21 protein-coding genes and 3 tRNA genes are annotated in these 24,231 nt (G+C 41.4%); 7 read left to right on the forward strand and 17 right to left on the reverse strand.

All coding sequences use genetic code 11. From position 1 onward, the window contains the following. Positions 1-143: 143 nt before the first annotated feature. From LRQ06_RS19455 to LRQ06_RS19465, 3 genes are read right to left on the reverse strand one after another with little or no spacing between them, the layout of a single operon-like run. On the reverse strand, positions 144-470 hold the full coding sequence (locus tag LRQ06_RS19455) for a GIY-YIG nuclease family protein (RefSeq protein ID WP_232768705.1): 327 nt from the start codon (positions 468-470) through the stop codon (positions 144-146). Further along, complete coding sequence (locus LRQ06_RS19460) at positions 460-1,116, reverse strand: YceH family protein (protein WP_232768706.1); 657 nt, start codon at positions 1,114-1,116, stop codon at positions 460-462. The genes LRQ06_RS19455 and LRQ06_RS19460 overlap by 11 nt, the downstream gene beginning before the upstream one ends. Before the next feature lie 29 nt (positions 1,117-1,145). Further along, entirely contained in the window at positions 1,146-1,337 is a 192-nt protein-coding gene (locus tag LRQ06_RS19465) for a hypothetical protein (RefSeq protein WP_232768707.1), read from the reverse strand. A gap of 181 nt (positions 1,338-1,518) precedes the next feature. On the opposite strand from LRQ06_RS19465, the gene LRQ06_RS19470 reads away from it, so the two are divergent. Together LRQ06_RS19470 and trxC are read left to right on the forward strand one after the other, a co-directional pair. Then, the gene (locus LRQ06_RS19470; protein ID WP_308218849.1) at positions 1,519-1,860 is read left to right on the forward strand and encodes a DUF496 family protein; all 342 of its coding nucleotides are present in this window, start codon (positions 1,519-1,521) and stop codon (positions 1,858-1,860) included. Between the two features lie 142 nt (positions 1,861-2,002). After that, positions 2,003-2,440, forward strand: a complete 438-nt coding sequence (gene trxC / locus LRQ06_RS19475; protein WP_232769018.1) for a thioredoxin TrxC — start codon at positions 2,003-2,005, stop codon at positions 2,438-2,440. Between the two features lie 52 nt (positions 2,441-2,492). Here the strand turns inward: trxC and LRQ06_RS19480 are convergent, their stop codons facing one another. Next, the gene (locus LRQ06_RS19480; protein WP_232768709.1) at positions 2,493-4,037 is read right to left on the reverse strand and encodes a methyl-accepting chemotaxis protein; all 1,545 of its coding nucleotides are present in this window, start codon (positions 4,035-4,037) and stop codon (positions 2,493-2,495) included. 291 nt (positions 4,038-4,328) lie between these two features. Here LRQ06_RS19480 and LRQ06_RS19485 point away from each other — a divergent pair, with 291 nt between their 5' ends. Further along, a complete protein-coding gene (locus LRQ06_RS19485; RefSeq protein ID WP_232768710.1) occupies positions 4,329-5,117 on the forward strand; it encodes a lipase family protein in 789 nt (262 codons plus the stop codon). 2 nt (positions 5,118-5,119) lie between these two features. Here the strand turns inward: LRQ06_RS19485 and LRQ06_RS19490 are convergent. From LRQ06_RS19490 to LRQ06_RS19510, 5 genes are all read right to left on the reverse strand, one after another. Beyond that, positions 5,120-5,193: transfer RNA gene (locus LRQ06_RS19490), tRNA-Cys, on the reverse strand. Between the two features lie 6 nt (positions 5,194-5,199). Beyond that, a tRNA-Gly gene (locus tag LRQ06_RS19495) sits at positions 5,200-5,275 on the reverse strand. 9 nt (positions 5,276-5,284) lie between these two features. Continuing rightward, positions 5,285-5,371: transfer RNA gene (locus tag LRQ06_RS19500), tRNA-Leu, on the reverse strand. A gap of 251 nt (positions 5,372-5,622) precedes the next feature. Beyond that, positions 5,623-7,077 (reverse strand): ATPase RavA stimulator ViaA, encoded by a 1,455-nt coding sequence (gene viaA, locus LRQ06_RS19505; RefSeq protein ID WP_232768711.1) that lies wholly within the window; start codon positions 7,075-7,077, stop codon positions 5,623-5,625. Positions 7,078-7,082: 5 nt separating this feature from the next. Beyond that, positions 7,083-8,762: an ATPase RavA domain-containing protein gene (locus tag LRQ06_RS19510; RefSeq protein WP_232768712.1), complete on the reverse strand. Its 1,680-nt coding sequence runs from the start codon at positions 8,760-8,762 to the stop codon at positions 7,083-7,085. A 201-nt stretch (positions 8,763-8,963) separates the two neighbouring features. Between LRQ06_RS19510 and LRQ06_RS19515 the strand changes: the two genes are divergently transcribed. Both LRQ06_RS19515 and LRQ06_RS19520 read left to right on the forward strand, forming a co-directional pair. Next, the gene (locus tag LRQ06_RS19515) at positions 8,964-9,485 is read left to right on the forward strand and encodes an NUDIX hydrolase (RefSeq protein WP_232768713.1); all 522 of its coding nucleotides are present in this window, start codon (positions 8,964-8,966) and stop codon (positions 9,483-9,485) included. Positions 9,486-9,580: 95 nt separating this feature from the next. Next, complete coding sequence (locus LRQ06_RS19520; protein WP_232768714.1) at positions 9,581-10,276, forward strand: TetR/AcrR family transcriptional regulator; 696 nt, start codon at positions 9,581-9,583, stop codon at positions 10,274-10,276. A 9-nt stretch (positions 10,277-10,285) separates the two neighbouring features. On the opposite strand, the gene LRQ06_RS19525 is transcribed toward LRQ06_RS19520, so the two are convergent. The 8 genes from LRQ06_RS19525 to LRQ06_RS19560 all read right to left on the reverse strand — a co-directional run bounded on the left by LRQ06_RS19525 (position 10,286) and on the right by LRQ06_RS19560 (position 21,689). Then, entirely contained in the window at positions 10,286-11,554 is a 1,269-nt protein-coding gene (locus LRQ06_RS19525) for a DEAD/DEAH box helicase (RefSeq protein ID WP_232768715.1), read from the reverse strand. Positions 11,555-11,633: 79 nt separating this feature from the next. Next, complete coding sequence (locus tag LRQ06_RS19530; RefSeq protein WP_232768716.1) at positions 11,634-12,236, reverse strand: acyl carrier protein phosphodiesterase; 603 nt, start codon at positions 12,234-12,236, stop codon at positions 11,634-11,636. 31 nt (positions 12,237-12,267) lie between these two features. Next, positions 12,268-13,281 carry a UDP-glucose 4-epimerase GalE gene (gene galE / locus LRQ06_RS19535; protein WP_232768717.1) on the reverse strand — a complete coding sequence of 338 codons (1,014 nt, stop codon included), beginning with the start codon at positions 13,279-13,281 and terminating at the stop codon, positions 12,268-12,270. 85 nt (positions 13,282-13,366) lie between these two features. Continuing rightward, positions 13,367-14,824, reverse strand: a complete 1,458-nt coding sequence (locus tag LRQ06_RS19540; protein ID WP_232768718.1) for an FAD-dependent oxidoreductase — start codon at positions 14,822-14,824, stop codon at positions 13,367-13,369. A 141-nt stretch (positions 14,825-14,965) separates the two neighbouring features. Next, the gene (locus tag LRQ06_RS19545; RefSeq protein ID WP_232768719.1) at positions 14,966-16,405 is read right to left on the reverse strand and encodes a pectinesterase family protein; all 1,440 of its coding nucleotides are present in this window, start codon (positions 16,403-16,405) and stop codon (positions 14,966-14,968) included. A 22-nt stretch (positions 16,406-16,427) separates the two neighbouring features. Beyond that, positions 16,428-18,467 (reverse strand): methyl-accepting chemotaxis protein, encoded by a 2,040-nt coding sequence (locus tag LRQ06_RS19550; protein ID WP_232768720.1) that lies wholly within the window; start codon positions 18,465-18,467, stop codon positions 16,428-16,430. Between the two features lie 149 nt (positions 18,468-18,616). Continuing rightward, positions 18,617-20,866 (reverse strand): right-handed parallel beta-helix repeat-containing protein, encoded by a 2,250-nt coding sequence (locus LRQ06_RS19555; RefSeq protein WP_232769019.1) that lies wholly within the window; start codon positions 20,864-20,866, stop codon positions 18,617-18,619. Between the two features lie 79 nt (positions 20,867-20,945). Beyond that, positions 20,946-21,689 carry an oligogalacturonate-specific porin KdgM family protein gene (locus LRQ06_RS19560; protein ID WP_232768721.1) on the reverse strand — a complete coding sequence of 248 codons (744 nt, stop codon included), beginning with the start codon at positions 21,687-21,689 and terminating at the stop codon, positions 20,946-20,948. Positions 21,690-22,423: 734 nt separating this feature from the next. Here LRQ06_RS19560 and LRQ06_RS19565 point away from each other — a divergent pair. Both LRQ06_RS19565 and LRQ06_RS19570 read left to right on the forward strand, forming a co-directional pair. Further along, complete coding sequence (locus tag LRQ06_RS19565) at positions 22,424-23,308, forward strand: carbohydrate ABC transporter permease (protein ID WP_232768722.1); 885 nt, start codon at positions 22,424-22,426, stop codon at positions 23,306-23,308. A gap of 2 nt (positions 23,309-23,310) precedes the next feature. After that, on the forward strand, positions 23,311-24,216 hold the full coding sequence (locus tag LRQ06_RS19570) for a carbohydrate ABC transporter permease (RefSeq protein ID WP_232768723.1): 906 nt from the start codon (positions 23,311-23,313) through the stop codon (positions 24,214-24,216). Positions 24,217-24,231: the final 15 nt, after the last annotated feature.

The following is a 24,231-nucleotide window of genomic DNA, read 5'->3' on the forward strand; positions in this document are numbered from 1 at the left end:
AAAGAAAAGTAATTAATAGCTGAGTATTTGAGAGTTTAGTATCTAAGAAAAATATCGTAACTTTATTTACTATGCCATACAGCCCAAATGCATGAATTCATCCACCTCTCCAACTCACTTAGACTTAGGGTAAATATGTCGATTCACTTTGTACCATCAGACAAATCGGGCACATATTGCTCAAACAACCCGGGATTGGTTATTAATTTCTCCTTTTTATATTTAGATAACCGCTTAATTCTTATTTCATAATGTGAAGCAAGTGAACGGGAACCGATAAACCGGCTCCACTCCAATGTCAAAGGTGTTTTCCCTCTGAGATACTTCGCGCCCTTTCCCTCTGAGTGTGCTTTCAGCCTGAGCTCAACATTCTTAGTAATACCACAATATAAGTGACCATGGTTTGTTCTGATTAAATATACCCACCAACTTTGCGAGTCAGGCTGTTTTTCCGGAAAATCAGTTTTCATTAAAGATCTGAGATTTTAACTTCAATAGCTCATCCTTTAATCCTGCCACTTCTTTCTCCAACATGGCAATCCTGCTTTCCTGATCAGTGACAGTGGCCGGCGGCTCATCAATACCAGCACTGCCCGATAACTGAGCGGTATCCGGCATTCCTGTAAACAATTGGGCATATCTGGACTCTCTCTTACCCGGTTCTCTCTCCAGTTTTGCCACCAGCTGAAGAGAAACCAAATCTTCCAGTACGGTTTCGGTTTCTTTCACATCCTGAAATGAACACAAGCGATTTGTTCTTGTTCGTAATTCCCCAGGCGTTTGTGGCCCACGAAGAAGTAAGCAACAGATAATACCCAACTGCTGTGGATTGAGTTGTAAATCGCCAAATTCAGTATTACAAAAACGATGCTGATATTTATTCACCCTACTGGAGAACTGGCTTTCATCACTCACCAGCCGCCGGTCAATCAAACTTCCTACAATATCCATAACTTCAGAATCAGAATATGAAGTTACCGGGTCACGATTACTCTTCTGGTTACAAGCTGTAGTTAAACTATTTAAAGTCAAAGGATAATAATCAGGAGTGGTGATTTCTTTTTCTATAAGACAGCCAATTACTCTGGCTTCCTCACTGGTCAACTCAATATTCATATCAAATTATTCCGAATCCATAACAAATTTCAATGCTCTTTAAAAATATTCAACTTAATCAACTGGCCGAATTCATCCAGGACAGCAATTCTTGTTCTGTTAAGTTCAATATCAATTTTATCTCTTTCTTTCCAGGCAGTCTTATATGCTTCCCCGAGGCGGGAAACCTTTTCGGCTTTTGAGACATCAGTTCGCAAACAGACTATATCAGACGAGTTCATTACCTTATCACATTCAATAACTACTAAAGGCGGGGTCTATAATGATAATGCTCATGTAACACAAAACTCAAGTTTATTATGTTATAATTTCTATTAACAACCAGCTGATGATTAGTATTAAAATCATTGATCTAAAGACTATTCTTGATAGCTTTGATATGATTTAATCAATTCACATATCATAACTAAAAATGGAAAGGAACTTATGAGTAGCGTATTTGAAATCGTAGCATTAGCTCGACGTAAAAATAAATTAAAACGCGAACTATTAGACAACGAAAAGAAAGTTCGGGATAACCGTAAGAGAGTAGATTTGCTGGATAATTTACTGGATTACATCAAACCAGAAATGACTCAGGAAGAGATTTTTGCCATCATTAAAAAGATGAAATCTGACTACGAAGACCGTGTCGATGATCACATCATTACCAGTGCTGAAATTTCGAAAGAACGTCGTGAGTTAAGCCGGAGAATTCATGAGCTGACTGAAGAAGACAAACTTCAGAATCAACCAAAAAAATAATCCGTTGACCTTGGTGACTCCGGTCAGGAGTCACTTTTAATGCATCCTTCCTTTTATTCATATCTCTTCGGTGTTGCTTGATATCACCAATTAAAGCAGATAAATTCAACCTACACATACCAATAATGATTAAGAGAAAATGATGTCAGCAATTACAACCCGATGCCCTCATTGCAAAAGCCTGAACCGTATCCCGGTGAATCGCCTTAATGAAGCACCCAATTGTGGAAAATGTCAGTCTAAGTTACTGGACGGCAAGCCTGTGGAAGGCACTGAAGAAAACCTATCTGTACTCATTAATTCAGATATTCCGGTCGTTATTGATTTTTGGGCCACCTGGTGCAATCCATGCGTCGGTTTTGCTCCGGTATTTGAAGATGTCAGTAGTGATTTTACCGGTAAAGCCCGTTTTATAAAAGTTGATACAGAGGCCCAACAACAACTGGCGACACAATTTCAGATAAGAAGCATACCAACCATTATGGTATTCCATAAAGGGAACCGCCTTGATGTCATCAACGGTGCTTTACCAAAAAGCCAGTTTACCCGTTGGTTAAACGATGCATTAAATAAAAATTAGCTCTGTATTACGGGCAAAATGTTCGTCACTTTGCCCGATTCCTCTCCGCGAGTTACATATGGGAAAACTGATTAACTAAACGCTGCAAACTTTCAATTTGTGTAACCAGCTCACCAGTTCTGTCGACAGAACCATTAGACAGTGTTCTGGTTTCATTTGTTGTCTCTTTCATCCTTTCTACATGATCCACCATACTTTTTGTGACTTCGACCTGCTCCTGAATTGACTTGGAAGTAAACGTCGTTTGTTCTCCAATAGCAGTAAGATCCTGAACAATCTTTTCAAATGATTCTTTACTTTTTTCTGCGTATTCCACACTATCCTTTGAGGACTTCTGCCCCATCGTCATCGTATTACCGGCTTCATTCACTGCTCCCTGAAGCGCATCAATACGTGACCGGATATCGTCAACAGATGCACTGGTTTTTTCAGACAACGCTCTGACTTCATCAGCAACAACAGCAAACCCTCGACCGGCTTCTCCGGCCCTTGCCGCTTCAATTGCTGCATTAAGAGCCAAAAGATTAGTCTGTTCCGCTATCCCATGGATCATACCTAATATATCTTCAATACTTTCAACATCCGAATACAACCTCTCTAAAGACAGCTTTGATTTATCCAGTTGATGGCTTAATTCCATCACGGCATCAACAGAGTTATTGATTGTTTTTGCCCCTTCTTCTGCTGTAAGAATCGCACTATCAGCAAATGCTGCACTACTTTTTGCATGTGATGAAACGCCATCGATGGAATTTAACATCTGTTCTGCAGCAACCGCCATGGCATCCGTCGAATTAACCTGATTCAGCAAGTTTTGCTGGACAGATTGAGAAGCCGCCATTTCTTCTTCCGCAGAAACCAGAATGTTATTAGTTGTTTCAGATGAACGGGCAGTCACTGCTCTTAACTCTGTTTTTTTCATAATAAAAGCTAATTCAAGTGCCGAAAAATCATCATAATGATTGGTATAAGGCCACTCCATTAGAGGATTAGAATATACATTAAATGCTAATTTATTTATTTTAGCTAAACGTTTTCTTATAAAAAACTGAAATATTATAGATAAAATAAAAAAAACAATTGCTAATCCAGATAATTCATAAGACATATTGGGGTGTAATAAACTGGTAATAAAAAGGCCCAGGGAAATAATCTGTAAAAATAACATCAGATTCATCCAATGCATTTTTCTTTTCGTTCTTTTCCCTGATTGTATTGACGAATATAACTTCCCGGCACGTTCTATTTGATCATCATCAGGAAGATGCCTGACGGACTGATATTCATGAATACTTCCATCATCATTTTTGATAGGTGTTACAAATGCCGAAACCCAGTAATGTCCTTTATCTTTACAACGGTTTTTCACCAACCCCATCCAGCTTTTCCCGGACTGGATGTATTCCCATAACTGACCAAAGGCCTCTTTAGGCATATCCTTATGTCTGATAACGTTATGAGGTTTATCCAACAACTCTTCTTCTTCGTACCCGCAAATATCACAAAAGCTTTCATTACAATAAGTAATAATGCTTTCTTTTGTCGTAGTCGAAATCAAATTCTCTTCATCTGAATATTTTACGCATTCATCATTCACAAATTATTCCTTTCGAATAGATAACCAAATGACTTCGATATGCCGATTAAAAGCATCATCAACGAGTTCAGTTCAAGGAAAATAACGGAAGCAATGGCTATTTCCTTTTAAAGTAATTTGGGTATAAGTGCATGTAAATTTAAAAACGGACAAAGCATAAGCTATTACTATCTAGTTATATTTAATTAAAATCAAGCTACTATTAATAAAATTATTTTTTATTGATTGTCATACTTTGTTAAAAATACATTCATAATATTTTAGATATCTCTTTTTAATTTTTGGTTTAAAGTGAAACCTCTCAAACGATATCAATATGAACGCTACGCTGTATTGTGCAAGCTTTCGTATCCCAGAATATTTCGCCATACTCAATATGGATTCGATCCCGGTGGTCAGCGGATTATCTATAATCAGCATGGAAAAATTATTGGTAGAATCTTATGGAATAAGAAACAAGAAGAGATCGTCGTCGTTTTGAAGGGCTCTCATTCACCGAGAGACTGGATGCTGAACTTCGCATTCTGGCTGAAAGGATGTCATGACATCGGACTGAACTACTCCATTCATGCCGGATATCACAGACTACTGACTCAGGAAAGTACACCATCCCGAAACGAAGATCACCTGGGAGAGTCGGTACTCACGAAAGTAGAGAAAACATTAAAACCTCTAATTCACAGTGGGAAAAAGGTCACGTTTACCGGACATTCTTCCGGGGGTGCAATCGCCTGTGTTTTGGGGGATTATATCGAAAACAAATATCCGGCCAGTATTAAACGAATTGTTACTTTCGGTCAGCCGGCGATCGGAAACTGGAAGTTTTACAGAAACTACAAATTAAGAAAAAAAACATACCGGGTTTGTTGTGATATTGACATTGTCACCTTTATGCCTCCAATTCCCCTGCTTTACTGGCATGTCGGAAAAATCTTATGGCTTTATAACGGGAAAATTTACGAAAATACCAATACAGCAATCCGGTTAGGGCGCTCCATTATCAGCTGGGTTATCAGACCCTTCACTTATCACTTAATGAGTAAATATATTAGAAATAAGGATTTTTTTGATGAACGATGAAATGGAGGCGCGTCCCGGAGTCGAACCGAGGTCCACGGATTTGCAATCCGCTGCATAGCCACTCTGCCAACACGCCATTTCATGGAGCGACACACGAGGTTCGAACTCGTGACCTCAACCTTGGCAAGGTTGCGCTCTACCAACTGAGCTAGTGTCGCAAAAAAAGATGGTGCCCCGGGCCGGACTTGAACCGGCACAGCGCGAACGCCGAGGGATTTTAAATCCCTTGTGTCTACCAATTCCACCACCAGGGCACTTTTGAAAGTAGACACCATCTTACGATGTATTATATGTCTGTAGTGACAAAAACGAGGTTTGAACTCGTGACCTCAACCTTGCAAGGTTGCGAGCTAGTGTCGCTTTTAGTTCGCGCTTATTGCTGCGAACGGGGCGTACTTTAGCGCATCTTTAAAATGAGTCAACAATTTATTTTAACTTTTTAATTCAAGTGATTAAAAAGCGATCTCGCCGGAATAAAAGCTCATCAAATTGTCTGTTTTTCACCCTAACGATGCTTTGCCAAACGGCCTAGTAGCGATGGATGATAAGACCAGTAAAAATCAAAGAGATCCAAAAGTTGAGGATTTCCATACGAAGATAAAGAAACGGCATGAAACCGGTTTTTCTCTGCTTTGAGGTTTTCTATCTGAGAAGCAATTTCAGAATTCTGTTTAGGTGCCATAAAATCAGACAGAACGACCACATCTGCATTTTTATACTTCTCAGAATCCAGTAATTCCACAGAGGCTCTTAATACCGGTTCGAGATCCGTACCACCATGAAAAGTCGAACTCAGAAAATCACTGACTTCCCGTAACCCATCCTGTTTGGTTAGCTCATACTTTATTACCTGAGTTGAAAAAATCATAACATAGCAATCCCGGTTTCCTGCCAATGCTATCTGCATCAGGGCATAAGCTAACGCTTTTGCCGCCTGCTCAGGAAAACCCTGCATAGAGCCTGAAGCATCAATACAAACAATAAAGGGACCTTCTTTGACCTCATCGTTATCCGATGTCTTCTTTCTGGTCGTTATGTGCTTTAACTTGCGCTTTTTCCCATGGAGTTCATAATTCAGCAGCTCCTGATCGATAAGATGCTTATAAAACACCACTTCCAGTTCCGGATGAGACAGGAAAAGCAGCTCATTGGGTAACAAGCGGTTTATATCGTCCTTTTGGTGAACACCAACAATATCATCCGTCGCTTCTGATGCTTTTTCTTCAATGATCTGAATGTCATCAACGTACTCATTGCTCTGAGCGTTATTTTCGTTTGACTCACTGGCTTTTCTTCCCAACTGTTCAGCCAGTTCCCTCAGAGAATGGTGCTTTTTCAAAAACTGAGCGTGTGTTTTTATCACTGAAATATCTGTCTTACTCAGTTTCGTCGAGGCCATATTCCACATTCGGCGTGCGGCATCCGGAGTCGTTGGTGCATCCTCATCGCATTCTTCTAAATCATGCAATGTTTCCATTCTCTGATACAGATCGCTGAGCAATACCCGTTTGTGTTCTTCTAACTCTCTTTCCTGTGCCTGCCGGATGTCACTTTCAAGACTCTGATACCATTGATCGCAAAAATAATGAGGAAACATTGGGTTATGAATATTATTTTCATCATCAAGCAAACGCCGGGCTTCATTATAAAAGCCGGACAAACCTTCCAGATGATCAACAATGCTTTCAATATTGACAAAAAAATCGCTCTCAGCCCAGTAAACCACTTTTTGATAGAGTGCCATTTCCTTTTTAAACCGGTCTGCTTCACTCACTTTCGTCAAACGGAACCGGACATACTCTTTCCACCTCGCAACGTGTTTTTTCAAAGGTGTCTGTATTCTGGGGTCCTGCCCAATCAAAAAATATTGCGCAGAATCAATCAATTCTTCGATCGTAAGATCGGTCAGACCAGAATCGATAAACGACGTCGTCATGTCTGCGATATCTAAACCAAGCATATCAATTATTTCTCTGTAGAATTAAGAGAAAAATAACGCTGAAAATTTTCCAACTTTTCCTTTGTTTCCTGACATGCAGAAGCAAAAGAATCGCTACTGTTTTTTATCGACTGAATGGTAGATTCAATTTTCACCAACAAACTCTTATCAACAAATATATGTGGAAGTGCACCATGAAATGAAGTCCGGGCATCTCTCATCAATTGCTCAATTTGTTCTGACGCTTCAGAAATAGCAGAAATTGTTCCAAACCAGTTATCCCAGTGAATGGTGCTTTTCATATCATGAGTGACAACTCTGACCAACACAGAACGATTCGCCATATCCTTAATTACAAAGCGGTTCTGAGAATCTAATTGAAACCTCAGAGAACACAAGACACTGCCTTCATTAACATAGCCATTAGCATCACCTTCTCCATCACGAATAAGCCGCTCAAAGTCGCCTTTATCAATATAAACCCACCGGCATTCACCACTGGCATGTTCTTTATTCGTAACCGAACAACCGGACTGTAAAAGAACCAGCTTAACAAAATTTCGCCCCATTGATTTGGGAAAACAAACGGGGGTTCCTAGTGTCAGGTGATAAGAAGACGATTTCTTGATAAGACTTGATGAGCTTTCTGCGACTAACGACATCGCAAGCGCATCTTCCATTTCTTTTTGTAAATTAAAAACGTCCTGTGTCGCAGAAACCGTCATTTGCTCTGCTTCTTTCTGATTGAAAGCATAAGAAACAGCAAACTCCCTGATGATCTCATTCACTTTCTCTCTTGATGCCGGTGAATTCCACAAGCATTCCCTCAGCAACAACAAATCCAGAGGGTTCACAGTATTTCTTCCATTGAAAAAGGCACTCGCTTTCAATAGTTTTACCGCTTTTTTCCACCGTCGGTCAGATACATAGAAATCTTCTGCATTCACACTTTCCAGTTCTGCCGTTTCAAGCATTGTTTTTAACTTGTACAGCTTTTCAAAAATATCATCTGAAATCGGCAATTCCTGCAACTGTTTTAACCAGGAAAAGTATTCTTCATCAGATATGGCAAGCTCTTCAGGGATCGTGGTTTCCTGAGGTGTTCCTACCGTCAGCAGTGCTTTAAAATTATTTTTCTCCTGAATCCGGTTTACATACAGTCGGACCAGTAAACGATCATAAAGAGCATCCAACCCACTGTCTTCCTCAGGGAGTTCATTGGAAGCGGCAACCAGTAACCGCATCGGAACCGTTTCAATCTCAGTGCCATTTTTAAATATTTTCTCGTTAACAACAGTCAGCAGAGTATTCAGAATAGCCGGCCCCGCTTTCCAGATTTCATCAAGAAACACGACCTGAGAATCAGGCAAGTACCCTTCCGTTAACCTCACATAGCGACCATTATCTTTAAGCTCCTGAATACTGAGCGGGCCAAACACCTCTTCCGGCGTCGAAAAACGCGTCATGAGATATTCAAAATAACGGCTTTTACGAAATGCCTGAATCAAGCGTTTCGCAATTAAACTCTTCGCAATACCCGGAGGGCCTAATAAAAATACGCTCTCGCCGGATAAAGCGGCCAGCAAGCACATTTTTATCACGTGTTCACGTTCATATGTACCTTCAGCTAAAGCGGCAGAGAGTTTGTTAATGCGCTCAGATAATAATGAGCGTTCACTATGAGATGTCGGGTGCAATAGATCCATAAATAATTCAATTTAGTTTATTGATTTATCAGAGACTACACGGATAAAATTTATCATACAAATTTTCCGTAACGGACAATGCTGGTTTTTATACCTATAACAAATTGTAAAATCCAAGAGACACATGCAACCTTTGTTTTTATTATTGATACATTAGTTAATTATCAATATTTCCTATAATCTAATATAAAGGCTTTAATCGTGACCAAAATTATTCATAAATGGAAATCGTTTTCACTTCAGGAAGAACGCTTCGTTTTCCCCGATAATACAAATGCAATCCATACAACACTCAGGCATCCTGGCGCTGCTGTTATCATCGCCGTTGATGACAAAAACAAAATCGCCATTTTAAATCAGTTAAGACCTTCTCTGAATGAATGGCTCTATGAACTACCGGCCGGAACGAAAGAATCCGGAGAAACACCGCTTGTCTGTGCCCAACGAGAACTGGAAGAGGAAACCGGATATTCGGCAACGGAATTCATTTCATTGGGTGAACTCATACCTTCGGCAGGATTTTGTGATGAAGTTCAATATTTATTTTTAGCAAAAAATTTGTCTAAAACTCAAAGGCTGACCTGTGATGATGACGAGTTTATTGACGTATTTTTTCTGTCACTGGAAGAAATCGAAACCAAAATAAAAGAAGGTCAAATTAAAGACTCCAAAACAATGGCAGCGTTGAATAAAGCAAAAATTCTCGGTTATTTACACGATTAAAATGATTTACGTCAGGGTACTCAATTGAAATTGTCCTACACATTTTCTGTATTCAACGATAAAGTACTGACTATGCAGGAAGGTAAATAATTTTTATGACCAAAAAACGCCAAGGCAGACGTAGCGCAGAAGATGCGCAGAAAACAAAAGAACGCATTCTGAAGATCGCAACGGATCTGTTTAGTGAATTCGGGTATGCTCAGGTTTCACTTCGTAGTATTAGTGAACGTGCGGGAATCTCTCATAGTCTGATTCGACACCACTTTGGAAGCAAAGAACAAATCTGGTACCACATTAGTGATGAAACCAGAAAACATATGGAATCTTATTGCCAGCTTATCCTTAATTCGCTACCTGAATATCTGCCAGTCAATGAAAAACTTTACCAGTTTTCAATACGTGTGCTTGCGTTTACCCTGATTAATCAGAAACCAATTAAGTTGTCGTCAGATGTAATTGATCAGGAAGGTGAGCGTTTTGATTACTTTTTCGCGCATTCCAGCGAACTGGCAAAAATTATCGATAACCTGGTATCCGAATACAATGCATCAACTACACATTCACACATTGAAGTGAAAGAAATAAACTGGGAAATTATCTTATATGCCCACGCAGCAGCATCACTGGAGCCTTTCCTGAAAGCGAACTGGCCCGGTTCCAGCGATACCTCTAAAATCCATTTGCTCAAACACTGGGAACTGTTTAATAACTTAATGGCAAATAAACTTCAGGTTAAACAGTCTCAGCGGCTATTTCCCAAAGGGCTTAACGAATTAATTTATTCGGTATAAACAGACAAACTAACGGGAACGGTTTTTCCCTCTGCCTGAGTGGATTTTAAGCCGTTTCTTCAATTGCTGCTTTTCATAATTACGACTTTTTTTACGGGCGACCGGTTCCGGTTCATCCTGACTCAGTATCTCAGGCTCAAAACCGGTCAGCCACTGAACGCTCAGTCTGTGATCAATCAACTGCTCTATTTTTTTCAGCATTGGTTCATCATTTTTTGTCACAAAAGAAACAGCAAGACCGGTTTTATTTACCCTGCCGGTTCGCCCAATCCGGTGGACATAATCTTCGGCCTTAAAGGGAATGTCATAGTTAATAACGACAGGCAGATCCTCAATATGAAGCCCTCTTGCCGCAACATCCGTTGCAACTAACACTCTGGATTCACCACACATAAACAATTCTAGAGCGCGCTCTCTGGCCCCCTGGCTTTTATCACCATGAAGTGTTGATGCAGAGATTCCATCTAACTTTAATTCTTTCGCAATAGACTCCACACTTACCTTCTTTCTGACAAAAACCAACACCTGTTGCCAGTTTTCTGAACCAATCAAAAAAGACAATGCCTTGCGCTTTTGCTTTTCATCCAGCTCATATAACCGCTCTTCAATGCTGGAAACCACCCGGTTTTCGTCACCAATCTGAACTCGCTTTGGATGCTGTAAATATTTCTGGCTGAAACGAATCACCCCAGGACTGTATGTTGCAGAAAACAAAAGGGTTTGAGGCCTCACGCTCATCTTCTTCGACAATCGTTCGATATCGGGAGAAAAACCCATATCAAGAAGCCGGTCACCTTCATCTAAAACCCATATTGCCAGGTGAGAAATATCCAAAGCTTTTAAATAAATCATATCCAGCAGTCGCCCTGTCGTTCCGATAACAACCTGAGGATACTGTGCCAGCTTTTGTTTCTGAACATTGACGCTTGCTCCGCCATATATACAGGCCGCTTTAAGTCCGGTTCCAGACGTGAGCTCACAAAAGGAATTAAAAACCTGCTGAGCAAGTTCTCGTGTCGGAACGACAATCAGAACAGAAGGTTTTCCGGTTTCCGTGCAGGAAAGCCTATCAGTTAGTGCTTCAGACAAATGCTCAAAAACCGGAAGCAAATACGCAAACGTCTTACCCGAGCCGGTTTGTGCACCGGCAATCACATCACTTTTTTGGATAATTTCAGGGATAACCTGTCTTTGAATATCAGTTGGTGTCTTCAGCCCAATATTTTCAAGACACTGACAAACGGTTGTACTCAAACCTAATTCGGAAAATTCGCTCACTCGATAACCTGATTTATTTCTATGGGAACAGGAACAACCTTCACTTTTACATATACATAGCCTAAGTTAGCTATTATAGTCAGCGAAAGTTACTGCGGACATAAGATATAGATTCGTCAAGTAACTGCAAGTAAAAAGGCTTAAAAAGCGCTTCAAAGGTTGAATAACGGGTTTCAAGAACCCGATTACACAATGCTAATGGGGCATACCGGCTTTTTTTTGTGGAAAGCCGTTCAATGGCATATTTGGTTTTTTCCCAATGCTGGTAGGACTGCAACCATTTTTCTTCCCACATCATACCCGAAACCCGCGAGTATTCTGATGGCACATTCCCTACAATCTGCTCTTCCCGGCAGCACTGAGCCCTCATATCATCGCAAAAATCATTAAGATTGACTGACGAATATGAATCCCAGAGCTTTCCAAGCATATGATCCCAGAATATATCCAGCGCAACCGGACTGAAACGACGGCATTCTTTAGGAAACCATGATTTCGCTTCTGTAATCACAGAAGATTCATCCGTAAAACGATCAACCCAACGGTGTAGATAAATTCCCTGAACTAATTGACCGGAATCAAACTGTTTTGCGGGATCGCCTCTGACAAAATCACCGAGTAAATTACCCAGAGGAGAACTCTGGCAAAAAGAGGCAATGTGAAGATGGGCTAAATAATTCATAAAAAAGCCAGCGTCGCTGGCTACTCTCTGTTTATTCCGGATAACCGTCAGGATTATTAGACTGCCATAACCACGAGTCCCTTGTCATGTCTTCTAACGTTCTTTTCGCTTTCCAGCCTAGGTCTTTCTGTGCTTTTGATGGATCGGCCCAACATTCAGCAATATCACCGGGCCGTCTTTCTACCAGTTTATATGGGATACGTTTACCACTGGCAACCTCAAATGCTTTCACCATATCCAGAACACTGTATCCGTTTCCCGTGCCCAGATTGTAAATATGAAGACCGGACTTTTTACCAATCTTATCTAACGCAACAACGTGCCCGTCAGCCAGATCAACCACATGAATATAGTCACGGACACCGGTGCCATCTTTGGTGGGATAATCACTGCCAAAAACAGACAGAAATTCACGCCTTCCGACCGCAACCTGAGAAACAAACGGCATTAAGTTATTAGGGATCCCCTGAGGATCTTCACCTAATTTACCCGTTGGATGACTGCCTACCGGATTAAAATACCTAAGCAGAACAATACTCCAGTCCGGATTCGCCTTTTGAAAATCAGTCAGGCACTCCTCAACCATCAGTTTACTGTGGCCATAAGGATTCGTGGCACTGGTCGGAAAGGATTCAGTAATCGGAACCGTTGCCGGATCACCATAAACCGTTGCCGATGAACTAAAAATGATTGATTTGACACCAGCTTCTCTCATTGCATCAACAAGGACAAGGGTTCCATTAACATTGTTATCGTAGTATTCCAGAGGCTTGGCAACCGATTCACCGACCGCTTTTAAACCAGCGAAATGAATAACCGATTCAATATTGAAACGTTTCATTGTTTCAATCAGTAATGCTTTATTTCTGACATCCCCATTCACAAATTCCGGTTTACTGCCAGAAACGTCCTCGATCCGCTGTAAGACCGTCTCTTTACTGTTGTATAGATTATCAAAGATAACCGGAGTCATACCCGCTTCAATCATTTGAATGCAAGTGTGGCTTCCTATGTATCCCATTCCACCTGTTACTAATACGTTCATTGTAAATTATACCTTCTGATAACTTTTCTTTAGTTTATCACTCACTTACAAAGTTAGAACCTCACAATACAAATACAATGCTAAGCTAGCTTACTTTCTCAAAATTAATACTCTCTTTCACCCCAACAGCCTTAGCCAACCCAGCAGGATAACCTCTGTTTACCGCCATCTGTATGGCAAACTGCTCTACAATATCCGGCGATAACGATGTAATACAAGGATGTAATTCTTCTATAGATTGATCATATTTCCAGGAAGGTACCAGATTCCAGGCTTGTACTATTTTTCTCACAGCTTCATAAGCAGATGAACCTTTCACAATCTCAATTCTTGCATAGCGTTGACCGTCAAATGAGACATCAGAGGCTCGTAATGACGCGTCATTTCCCGGTATCTGTTGCGCCCCGAACAGAGGAAGTCCTTTGGGATGCGCTTCATAAAACTCAGGAATATACTGACCAATAAAATCAATGGCTTTTTCTGTTCTCTCACGGGCAATGTTTTCATTCCATCCCGATTTTAGTTTTTTATTCAGTTTTTCAGGAAGAGCCGGCTGAGAAGACCCCTGATGACTGGCAACAAGACCACCTTTAAAAAGAGTAATGTCTTCCGTCATGCCGTGTAACTGAAATATACCGTCTGCATAAGGCGTCAGTTGAGCCATTCCCTGCGGCGTTCCTCTTTCGCCATGAAAAATGATTTCCGGCCACTGATATTCACTCTCTTTCCATTCAGTGACATAAGCTGCTTTAAACTCAACATAACGTTTACGGCGGTAAGCAACCAGATCATCAACAATCCCGGTTTCATAGCCACAGGCATTAATCAGATAATCCACTTCTAACTCATGAGATTCATGACCATCAACAAGATACTGAAGAACCCACCGTTCTCCATTCTGAGCTATTCTTTTCAGCTCCGAATTCAAATGTAAATTTGCGTTTGGCAACTTCTGCAAATCTAATGTAGCACTGGCCCCCAAACGAAAAACACTCCATCCATATTCCTGAACAACAATAACCGGAAATTTTAGTTTAGATAAATCCGCTGACCGGGCAAAAGGAATAACCCAGTCATCCATATTCTGTGGATTTCCCGGCTGGACACCGCTCTGCAATTTTTCTAAATCCGTGCGTGTATAGAGCTTATAGTAATCGTCAGGCTCACCAATGACTTTATTTCCCGGATCGGTAATAACAAGTTCAGAATAACTGCGTTTGATAACATCCAGCCGGTCTATTATCGTTTGAGGCGTACCGCTATCAGAAACCGGAACGGCAATAACTGTCGGCCGGACATTGATAGTATGTGGATACAGGCGGACAGACTCTATTGACTGGCGCAATAATTCAATACATTGGTTTTCAGAAATTTCACGGTATAAATTTCCACCAGCATGCAAATGGCAGATAGGAGGTCCGTTAACAAGTTCATTTTTTCGCTCTATAAGATGAACATCGATGCCTAACTCGCCTAAATGTACGGCTGCGGTTGCACCGGCAACACCACCACCAATCACTGCGATCTTAGGTTTTTGGTCCATAGCACCCTTTCCTACACAATTAATTATTTTGTATAACACCTTCTCATTCTATATAGATTAAAACCGCATTAAAATCACATTTTTTATATGGTGAAACGTTTTTGATTAAGAGACGTAGTCAATAAAGTGGGCAAATATGATTCAAGCAATGATTTTACCAGAACCGGCATCGGCTAAAAGCTGGAACGCTTCCCACATACTTCGGGGTAACGGCGGGACAGGAATTCCGGCACGAAACTCTCCGAACTGAATCCGGTTTTCGGCGTCAGAAACCATTAGTTCAGATGCAGCCGTGATATTGCATTCCGTTTCCCCTTGATTGTTCACCAGCACAACCAATGCCCGCATGTTATGACTCTCATCAGCATCCGATAAAGGCAATAGGGAAACCAATAACGGTGGTGTCATAAAAGAAACCGGAACTGTGTATCTTCCCTGTTGATCCACCAGTGTTGTTCTTACCATTCCCAGCGTATCAGTTACCTGTACTTTTGCAGGAATGCTGTCCTTTGCGGTATCTACCGTCCCTACCAAAGCGCTCATTTCACTCAAAGAAATATCCGGAACCCAGCCGGAAAATAAAGCCTCCGGAGTATAATTGCTCACCTGGTCAGCAGTCAGTTGCGGACGATTTCTATCACCCGGACAAGACCCTTTACCCCGGTTCTGATACTCACTAAACCGGGAATCCTCAGGATAAAACCAGATAGTATTCCTATCCCTGTCCCGGCCACTCATCTTATCCCATCCAAAAATATGGTCATCCATCTGACACCGGATAAAAGCAGCATGACCGACAGCATCTGGATCGGCATAAGTACCGTCTTCGAACCGGGTAGTTGGATGCCAGGGACGTCCTAACCCGTAACTACCGGCCGGAACACCGTTTTCTTTTTCCAAACGGCAGTCCTGAACCACCAGACCGAACGATTGTTTAATCGGCGTACAGGGCGCAACCAGATAACCATAAGGTTCATCCGAATGCACATCGTCCCGATTACGGGCAACGATGTCACAGTGTTCCAGCAGTGCCGTTCCTCCGCCAAAAATAAAATCAACGGTTCCGGAGATAAGTGACTGTTCAATGTAACTTCGGCCGGCATACAAATAGAGCGTGTCATGATAACTGATTAAACGAACATCTTTTAATTGAACCCGGTCACCATGGGATGCAATCAATAATGCAACCGCCTGAGTATGACGCAGTCTGGTTGGATCGGTATTCGCTTTGGCTTGATTCGCGGGGAAATCAAATCCATTACAAATGGTCAGAGAACGGGCCGAAAAATCTGGGGCATTAATGCTGACAGTCCGGCTGCCAAACGTTGCAAATTTTCTCCCTTGTGAATCCAACATACCGTTGGCCACTGAAGAGGTAATGATCGTATCCTCACAGGATTCACCAATAAGAGAAACCCGGGGACGAGTAACTTCAAAGCGTTCATGATATTCCCCTTTACGGATAAAAATCACATAAGGAGCATCATCCTGAGGGGCATTAGCAAGGGCTTCTGTCACAGACCGATAATCTCCGGAACCATCCAGCGATACAACAACATCATATAGTGATGCAATCAACATAGCTTCCCCCTTATAGATACACTTAATGAAAAAAATCCACCTGTTCTTCTAAAACATCAGCTTCCTGTCGCATTATTCTGGCGTTTTCTGACGTTTTGGTACTGATGTCTCTGCCCTGTTGATTAAGGCTGCAAATCTCTGATGCATGATGAGAAACCTGAACCGAAACCTGTGCCTGTTGTTCGACAATACTGGTAATTTCTTCCGCCTGAGTCGCAATCTCATTCACCTGAGTTGCTATCGACTCTAAAGCCGAGCCCGCATCATGGGATTCATCCAGTACCTTATTTGCCTGTTTCTGACTTAATTTCGTTGATGACACAGCATACTGAGTCGACTCTTTCAACTGACTGACGATGTCCACAACATTTTGCACAGATAACTGCGTCCTGTTAGCCAGAACTCTCACCTCATCGGCAACCACAGCAAATCCACGGCCCTGCTCTCCTGCTCTGGCCGCTTCAATCGCCGCATTCAAAGCTAACAGATTGGTCTGCTCTGCAATATCATTAATCATTTGGATTACAGCATGAATACTCTCGCTGTCTTTACTGACTTTTTGAATCGCCTGATAAGAGTGGTTGAGCTGTTCATTTAATCCGGAAATATCAGTGGCTACGGAACCAACAATTGCCAGTCCGGATTGAGTATTTTGATTGGCATCACGGACATTACCGGCTATCGATTCAACCTGTCGGGAGACGGATTCCGCAGAAGCGGCCATCTCTTCAATGGCTGTCACTACCTGTTCAATTTGTTGCTGCTGCGATGTCAATTGGGCCAACGCAATTCCGGCATCTTCAGCAACGTTCTGAGACTGGGCACTGACCTGACTACTGGAGTGGCGAATTTGCCCAACCAGTTTATTTAGGTGGGCTGCCATTTTCCCCACATCCTGCGTCAATCGGGTCATTTCATTTTTCGATGCCCGTTCACTAACATCAATCGTTAAACTCACTTCCCCACTTCCAAGTCGTTCCATATATCCGTTTAACTGCTTTAAAGGCTTCAGGGTTCGACGGATAATTAATGAGACCAGAATATAAGTCACCACTCCAACAAATAAGAAAATGGCGGCAATATCCAACAACAGTCGATTACTCCCCTGAGTCAGTTCTTTGGTCCACGTCCCGCCAAGCAAAAACCAATTCCATCCGGGAATATGTTTATAAACTACGTATTTTTCCTTCGTATCACCATTGACAGAAACCGGGAAACGAATCATCCCTTCTTGCTTCCCTTTTAAGGAAACTAATGGATTTTCTCCGTTGGTATCCGTAAACATCACCATATTTTGCTGTTTAAGTGTTTTATCTTCTGAATTCAGCAGGTACTGTCCAAACTGTGCTGGACGAGCATCAACGATGATGGTTTCACCGGATTCGCCCCAGTGAATTTTCTTCAAAGAGTTAAAAATTTCCTCTGTCGCATTTTCTACCGGCAGAGAAATCATAATAATTGCGCCTGCTTTTTTGTCGCTGTCGACCACAGGATCATAATAAGTAAGATAGGAGCGACCAGACACAGATACTTGTGCAATATAGGGTTTACCCTGGCGAAGTTGGGCATAACCGGCAAAAGAGGTATCCAGAAAATGGTTAATATCCCGTTTCCCATTCTTACTCTTAAAAGAACTGGCAATACTAAACCACTTCGTTCCGGTTGATGAATACAGAGTCACGAATGCGCCGGTATCCTGCGTAAAGGTATCAACCAAATCGGTATTATTCACTAAGGGTAAACCATACAAATCAATATTACGTATTGTCTGTCCTGCATAATCAATCATCTCTTTTTTTACTTCAAAACCGGCAAGATAGCCGTTTTTGAAGGTGGAGCTGAGTATTTTCGTCGTTTCGACATAAGCATCGAACTGACCACTGACCGTTTCAGCAACAGCATTCAACTTTGACTGTTGTTCACTAAAAGCGGATTTAAGCAGAAGTCGGGAAGCATTCTGATAGACAATTGTTGCGGCAATACTAAAACCAATCAACAGGCAAAGTATAACTGGCAGTTTCAGTTGAAAACCGACACTCTTATACTGATAAGCAGAGACCATAACCACCTCTTTACATCTTTGATTTTGTAATTAACGGCAAAACTGAGAAGATATTCATATCACTCTGTTAGCTATTCAGGTCTTTTCTCTCCGGTAATAAAAATAAAGGACTGCTTCCATTCATCGGAGCAGTCCTCTTTGTAATGACTTTATTGTATATCCTGATGTGTTTTTATGATTTCCTCTATCAAATTAACAGCATGACGATAGTCAGCCGCGGAATGAGAAGTCGGAATAAATGCTGCCTTTTTCAATGTGTTAGCAACAGGTACGACGGTTCCCTTATCGTTGGTGGTTTTTCCGTGACTAATAAAGTCGTTGTGTGCTTTTTTATACGCATTCACGACATCACTGTACTTACTGGACACATAGAACCGGTAAGAACGGTTATCCTCAAAGGTTCCTTGTTTTACTTTGCCTTTATAAGGGCTTTTCCGGAACAGGAAGTTAAACCGTTTGTTATCAATGGAAACATTGTCTTCTACGGTTAATGAACCTGGGTTAAAGTTGTCTGTAAATCCATCCATGCTGTTACGGAACGACAGATTGCCTTTCACAACATGCGCAACCGGTAACCCTTCACCACCCAGTTTGAAACCATTACCCCGGGTGCCACCTTTTTTATTTTTAACCTTCATGGTCTGACCATTCATATAAGCAATGGAGTCAATAATGGTCACCGCACCATCCGGACCATCTTCCACTTTGTTGAATAAGTCATAACCGTCATCAATATTGTGATGCGAAATGCAGCGAATCAGGGTGTTGCCATCACCAACCCGCATTTTCACAGCAAATCCATCCGCATTGATTTGGGATTTATCCATGTTGTTGTAACTTTCACTGTCCCGGACAATATTATAACTTGCCCACAGTGGACGGCCGACAGTTTTGGTTGATGAAATCTGGAATCCGGTATCCGGTGAATTGTGCGTTAACATATGATCAAAGTGGTTATAACTACCATGAACGATGGTTCTTCCACCATCCACTTCAAGATTAGCGATGTTCCAGTAGTTACCCTCATGCAGATATGGACCGGTTACCCGAACGCCTTTTGATGCTTGTAGTGTTTTGCGTTGTTCAGGGGTTCCACTCGCAGCAACAGGAATGTTCAGCTCAGAATAGTCACCAGGCTCCATCACGATAGTGCCACCCGGAGGCAACAGTTTAACAGCTGTGGCTAAATCCAGGCGGCCATTGGTTCCTTTAGGATTAACAACCAGACGCATCGGATGAGCAACCTGTTTTCTTTCCACGGTATAAACGTCATGAATCGTTTTTTTGCTTGGACCTTCAGTCGGTACGAATGTCACTTCAATCGGTGTTTTCGCCTTGGTCAGTGTAGTTGGGTAACTGAACATGGTACCGGCTTTCACCATCTTATTGTTTATCAAAATCCGGCCATCCTGACTGGCAGTATAGGTACCGGCATAATTTGCCCGTGCCTGTATCACATACCGGCTCACTGCAGACTCAGTTGACGATGCGCGCTGCAGCAAGGTTGCAACTTGTTTAGGCTGATAACGAGGCGCTTTTTCTGTCTGCGCTTTTGATAGCGTCAGTTTGACATCACTTACCTTAATTTTCGCATTCCGGGAGGCAAAGAAGCCCACATATTGGTAATCCGGATTTTGCATTTCGACGATATTGGCGTGAGCGCCTTTCATGGAATAGGTTTTGTGAACTTTACCGTTATCGAAGCTGACCGTATAACCCTTATTTGTGCGGGTTAACGTCATATGAAATGGCTGTTTTTCACCATAGGTGAGCCCTTTAAGGAACGCTTTTTTGCTCATATGGTTATGAGCCGTGCCCCATGGCTGATAAATGCCTTCCCGGTAAGCCGCATTGATATTAATCAGACCGTTATTGGCTTTTTTATTGGCTCTCAGCAGGTTCATCGCCATGTTGGAAGCCGCCGGGAACTCTTCCGTGCCTTCCGGTTGCGGATTTTGTCTTGGATTACCGAGAATATCCCGGACCATCAGCCCGGCGCCTTCCTGGCGGTTCGGTGTTGAACCAGTTTCCGGCCCTAATTGGCTGAGGACTACCTGCGCAGACAACGTAAAATTGACATCAGTTGGTAGTTTTGTGTAATAGAAAGTCCCTCCTTCATGAGAGTTAGCAATTTTACCGCCACGACTCTCAATCGTGAAATGCCCGGCGACCGGGCCCGGTTTGACAGGCTGACCGTTAATCGTCACCTGATTGACCCCAACTTTTTCAGGAAGAATGGTGGAGCCGAAATTTAGATCAGTCGACTGACCGAACGTAATGGCTTGCCAGGTTAAATTATCGCTGTTTTTAATATAGTCAGCCGCTGTCATAGACTGGTTACTGCAAGCAGACACCGCCAGAACAGAAGAGAGAATTAACGGAACTTTGGCTATTTTCATCATCAGTTACCTCGATAGATGAACAGACTTATTCCGGTGTCACCGGAATAAGTCGTAAGGATGGAAAAAGAAAGCAGAATTAGAAGTTGTATTTCAGACCGACACGGAAACGTGGGCGCCATTTGTCGTTCTGAGCGTCAGTCGTACCATTGAAATCGTATTCCTGACCTGATTTATAAGGGACGAAACCCACTTCCATAAATGGACGCCAGCCACTTTCAAAGCCTTTATACTCACCGGTAAAGTTAAGCTCAGAGAACCATGCTTTATGATCTTTCCATCTAGGCCCTTTTTCTGTACTGTTGAAGGTGTAATCCAGTGACCCACCAAATTTCCAGTCTTCAATACCGCTATATCCGAACGCAAACGTCCAACGGTTATAATGCGAATTGGTTTTTCCCTTGGATGGAACCGGATTATCGTAATGGTAACGGTGACGGAACGACACCGCCCAGTCACTGTTCACTTTATACCCTAAGGTCAAATTGAGCTGATGACCAATCTGGGTCGAATTCGATTCCCATTTATATTGCGGTTTTAACGACCATTTATCGTTCAGTTTGTACAAGTAACTGATATTGGCCTGATGCCCGTTACTCTTCTGTTCACCAAACGCGTCTTCGTTATCACCTTTCCATTTCACTTCAACTCCGAAACCCACCCCATTTTTAAAGCGGTGGTCAACGGCAACACGTTGTTTGTGTGCCGCCGACTGGCTATCGTACCTAGGAGTAAACTCTTCACGAATATTCAGGGTTGCAGCACTCACTGCTGTGCTAGTCAGGCCTAATAAAACAGCTGATACTAAGATTTTATTTTTCATAATGAAACACCATTTCACTTTATAGGATTAACCGTTTCAATTTAAAACCATGAGTGAAAAATAAAATAGTCAATAAATATTTTTGTGATCAAAGAGCCACAGAATGTAATAAAAATTCAATGAACTGTGATCAGCGCAAAATAATAAGAAAAATTAAAAATGAACTATTTGAAAGATATGAAACGAGAATCACTGGAAATTTAATTTGATATTAAATCTAATAAAATAAAGTATTTACAGACTAAATATGCCATTTATCTGTCATCATAAATTAATATTATAAATAAAAGAAATCATGCATAAGTAACTAAAAATTAATAAAAAATTATATACTACATACCTAAATACATCAGCAAGAAAACACACAATTCAGTTGAGGGCCACACCTCCTTAACCAAAAATTAATAGCATATTCAATTAATAAGTAATCTTATCACTTGCTATCAAAAAATTTGTTAAGCCAATTTAGACTGGTATATGCCATAGCTAAAATTTTTTTAAAATAATGGTATTTGAATCACAATATTGTCATTTCATTAAAAAATAAAATATAAAACGTTATTTCATTATTTTTATTAAATTGGTTAAAAAATTTTAATCAGCGATCACAATTATCAAATTAACAAGTGGAAGTTAAATATGTATCTGCGTTTAATAAGTACAGAAACTGAAATGTGACCCGGTATTTGTTTTCTACTTTTCAGTAAATTAATAAAATTAACGAGGATAAGAAAATGTATGAAAATCGCAAGCTGGGATTGGCGTACTTATCTCCCTTTATAATAGGGTTGATATTGTTTACTGCCTTTCCATTTGTGTCATCGTTTTTGATGAGCTTTACCAATTATGATCTGATGACCACACCGGATTTTGTTGGTTTAGAAAATTACCACTATATGCTTTTCGAAGATGATGTGTTCTGGAAATCAATGAGTGTAACGTTTTTATACGTTTTCTTAACGATTCCCGTCAAACTCGCGTTCGCATTGTTTATTGCGTTCATTCTGAACTTTAATCTGAAAGGTATTGGTTTCTTCCGCACGGCCTATTACATTCCGTCTATTTTAGGAAGTAGTATTGCCATTGCCGTTCTTTGGCGTGCTCTGTTTGCCATTGATGGTGTACTGAACCAGTTTCTCGGCCTTTTTGGCGTAGATCCGATCAGTTGGCTGGGGGAACCTTCATTTGCCTTATTTACTATTACGCTCCTGAGAGCCTGGCAATTTGGTTCTGCAATGGTCATTTTCCTGGCCGCTCTGCAAAATGTTCCCAAATCGCAGTATGAAGCTGCAATGATTGACGGGGCGAGCAAGTGGCAAATGTTTATGAAAGTCACCGTACCTCTGATCACTCCGGTTATTTTCTTTAACTTTATTATGCAAACTACTCAGGCCTTCCAGGAATTTACCGCACCTTACGTCGTCACTGGCGGTGGCCCAATGAAGTCGACTTATCTGATTTCTCTATATATTTATGAAACAGCCTTTAAGTTCTTCGATATGGGTTACGGTAGTGCACTTGCATGGTCATTATTTGTTGTCGTAGCAATCTTTACTGCCATTACATTCCGTTCATCTAAATACTGGGTGTTCTATTCCGGCGATAAAGGAGGTAAATAATTATGACTTCAACAATAATCCCTGCAACTCAGGCTGAAAAAGAACGTAACCAGGAAAATGAACGCACGATTCGTCGCGAAAAGATTAATGCTTTTTTCCGTTACACAATTCTGATCATTGTCGGACTCTTGATGCTGTATCCACTTTTATGGATGTTCTCAGCGTCAATGAAACCGAACCATGAAATATTTTCCTCCATGAGTCTTATCCCGGACCATATCAGTTGGGAAGGATTTATTAATGGCTGGAAAACCGGGACTGAATTTACATTTGGTCACTATATTATCAACACTTTTGCTTACGTACTTCCAAAAGTAATACTGACCGTAATTTCATCGACAATTGTAGGTTATGCATTTGCCCGATTTGAAATTCCGTTTAAGAAGTTTTGGTTCGCCACTCTGGTTGCCACCATTCTGCTTCCACAGTCAGTGTTGTTGATTCCTCAATATCTGATGTTCCGCGAAATGGGTCTGTTAGATAGTTATCTGCCACTGTATTTGCCTATGGCATTTGCAACACAAGGGTTCTTCGTTTTCATGTTGGTTCAGTTCCTTCGGGGTGTACCAACGGATATGGAAGAAGCCGCAATGATCGATGGGTGTAACTCATTCCAGGTACTTTGGTATGTGGTTGTTCCTGTGATTCGTCCAGCGATCGTTTCTGTTGCCTTGTTCCAGTTCATGTGGTCAGTCAATGACTTCCTTGGTCCGTTGATTTACGTCTCCAGTGTAGAGAAATATCCAATTGCTCTGGCACTGAAAATGTCTATCGACGTTACAGAGGGTGCGAAATGGAACGAAATTCTGGCAATGGCCTCTATTGCAATCATTCCTTCAATCATTGTGTTCTTTATGTCACAGAAATATTTTGTTGAAGGCGTCACCAGCAGCGGTATTAAAGGTTAATCTTGGGGAGATAAC

The sequence above is a fragment of the Vibrio salinus genome (genome assembly GCF_021272385.1).
GTDB classification, from domain to species: Bacteria; Pseudomonadota; Gammaproteobacteria; order Enterobacterales; family Vibrionaceae; genus Vibrio; species Vibrio salinus.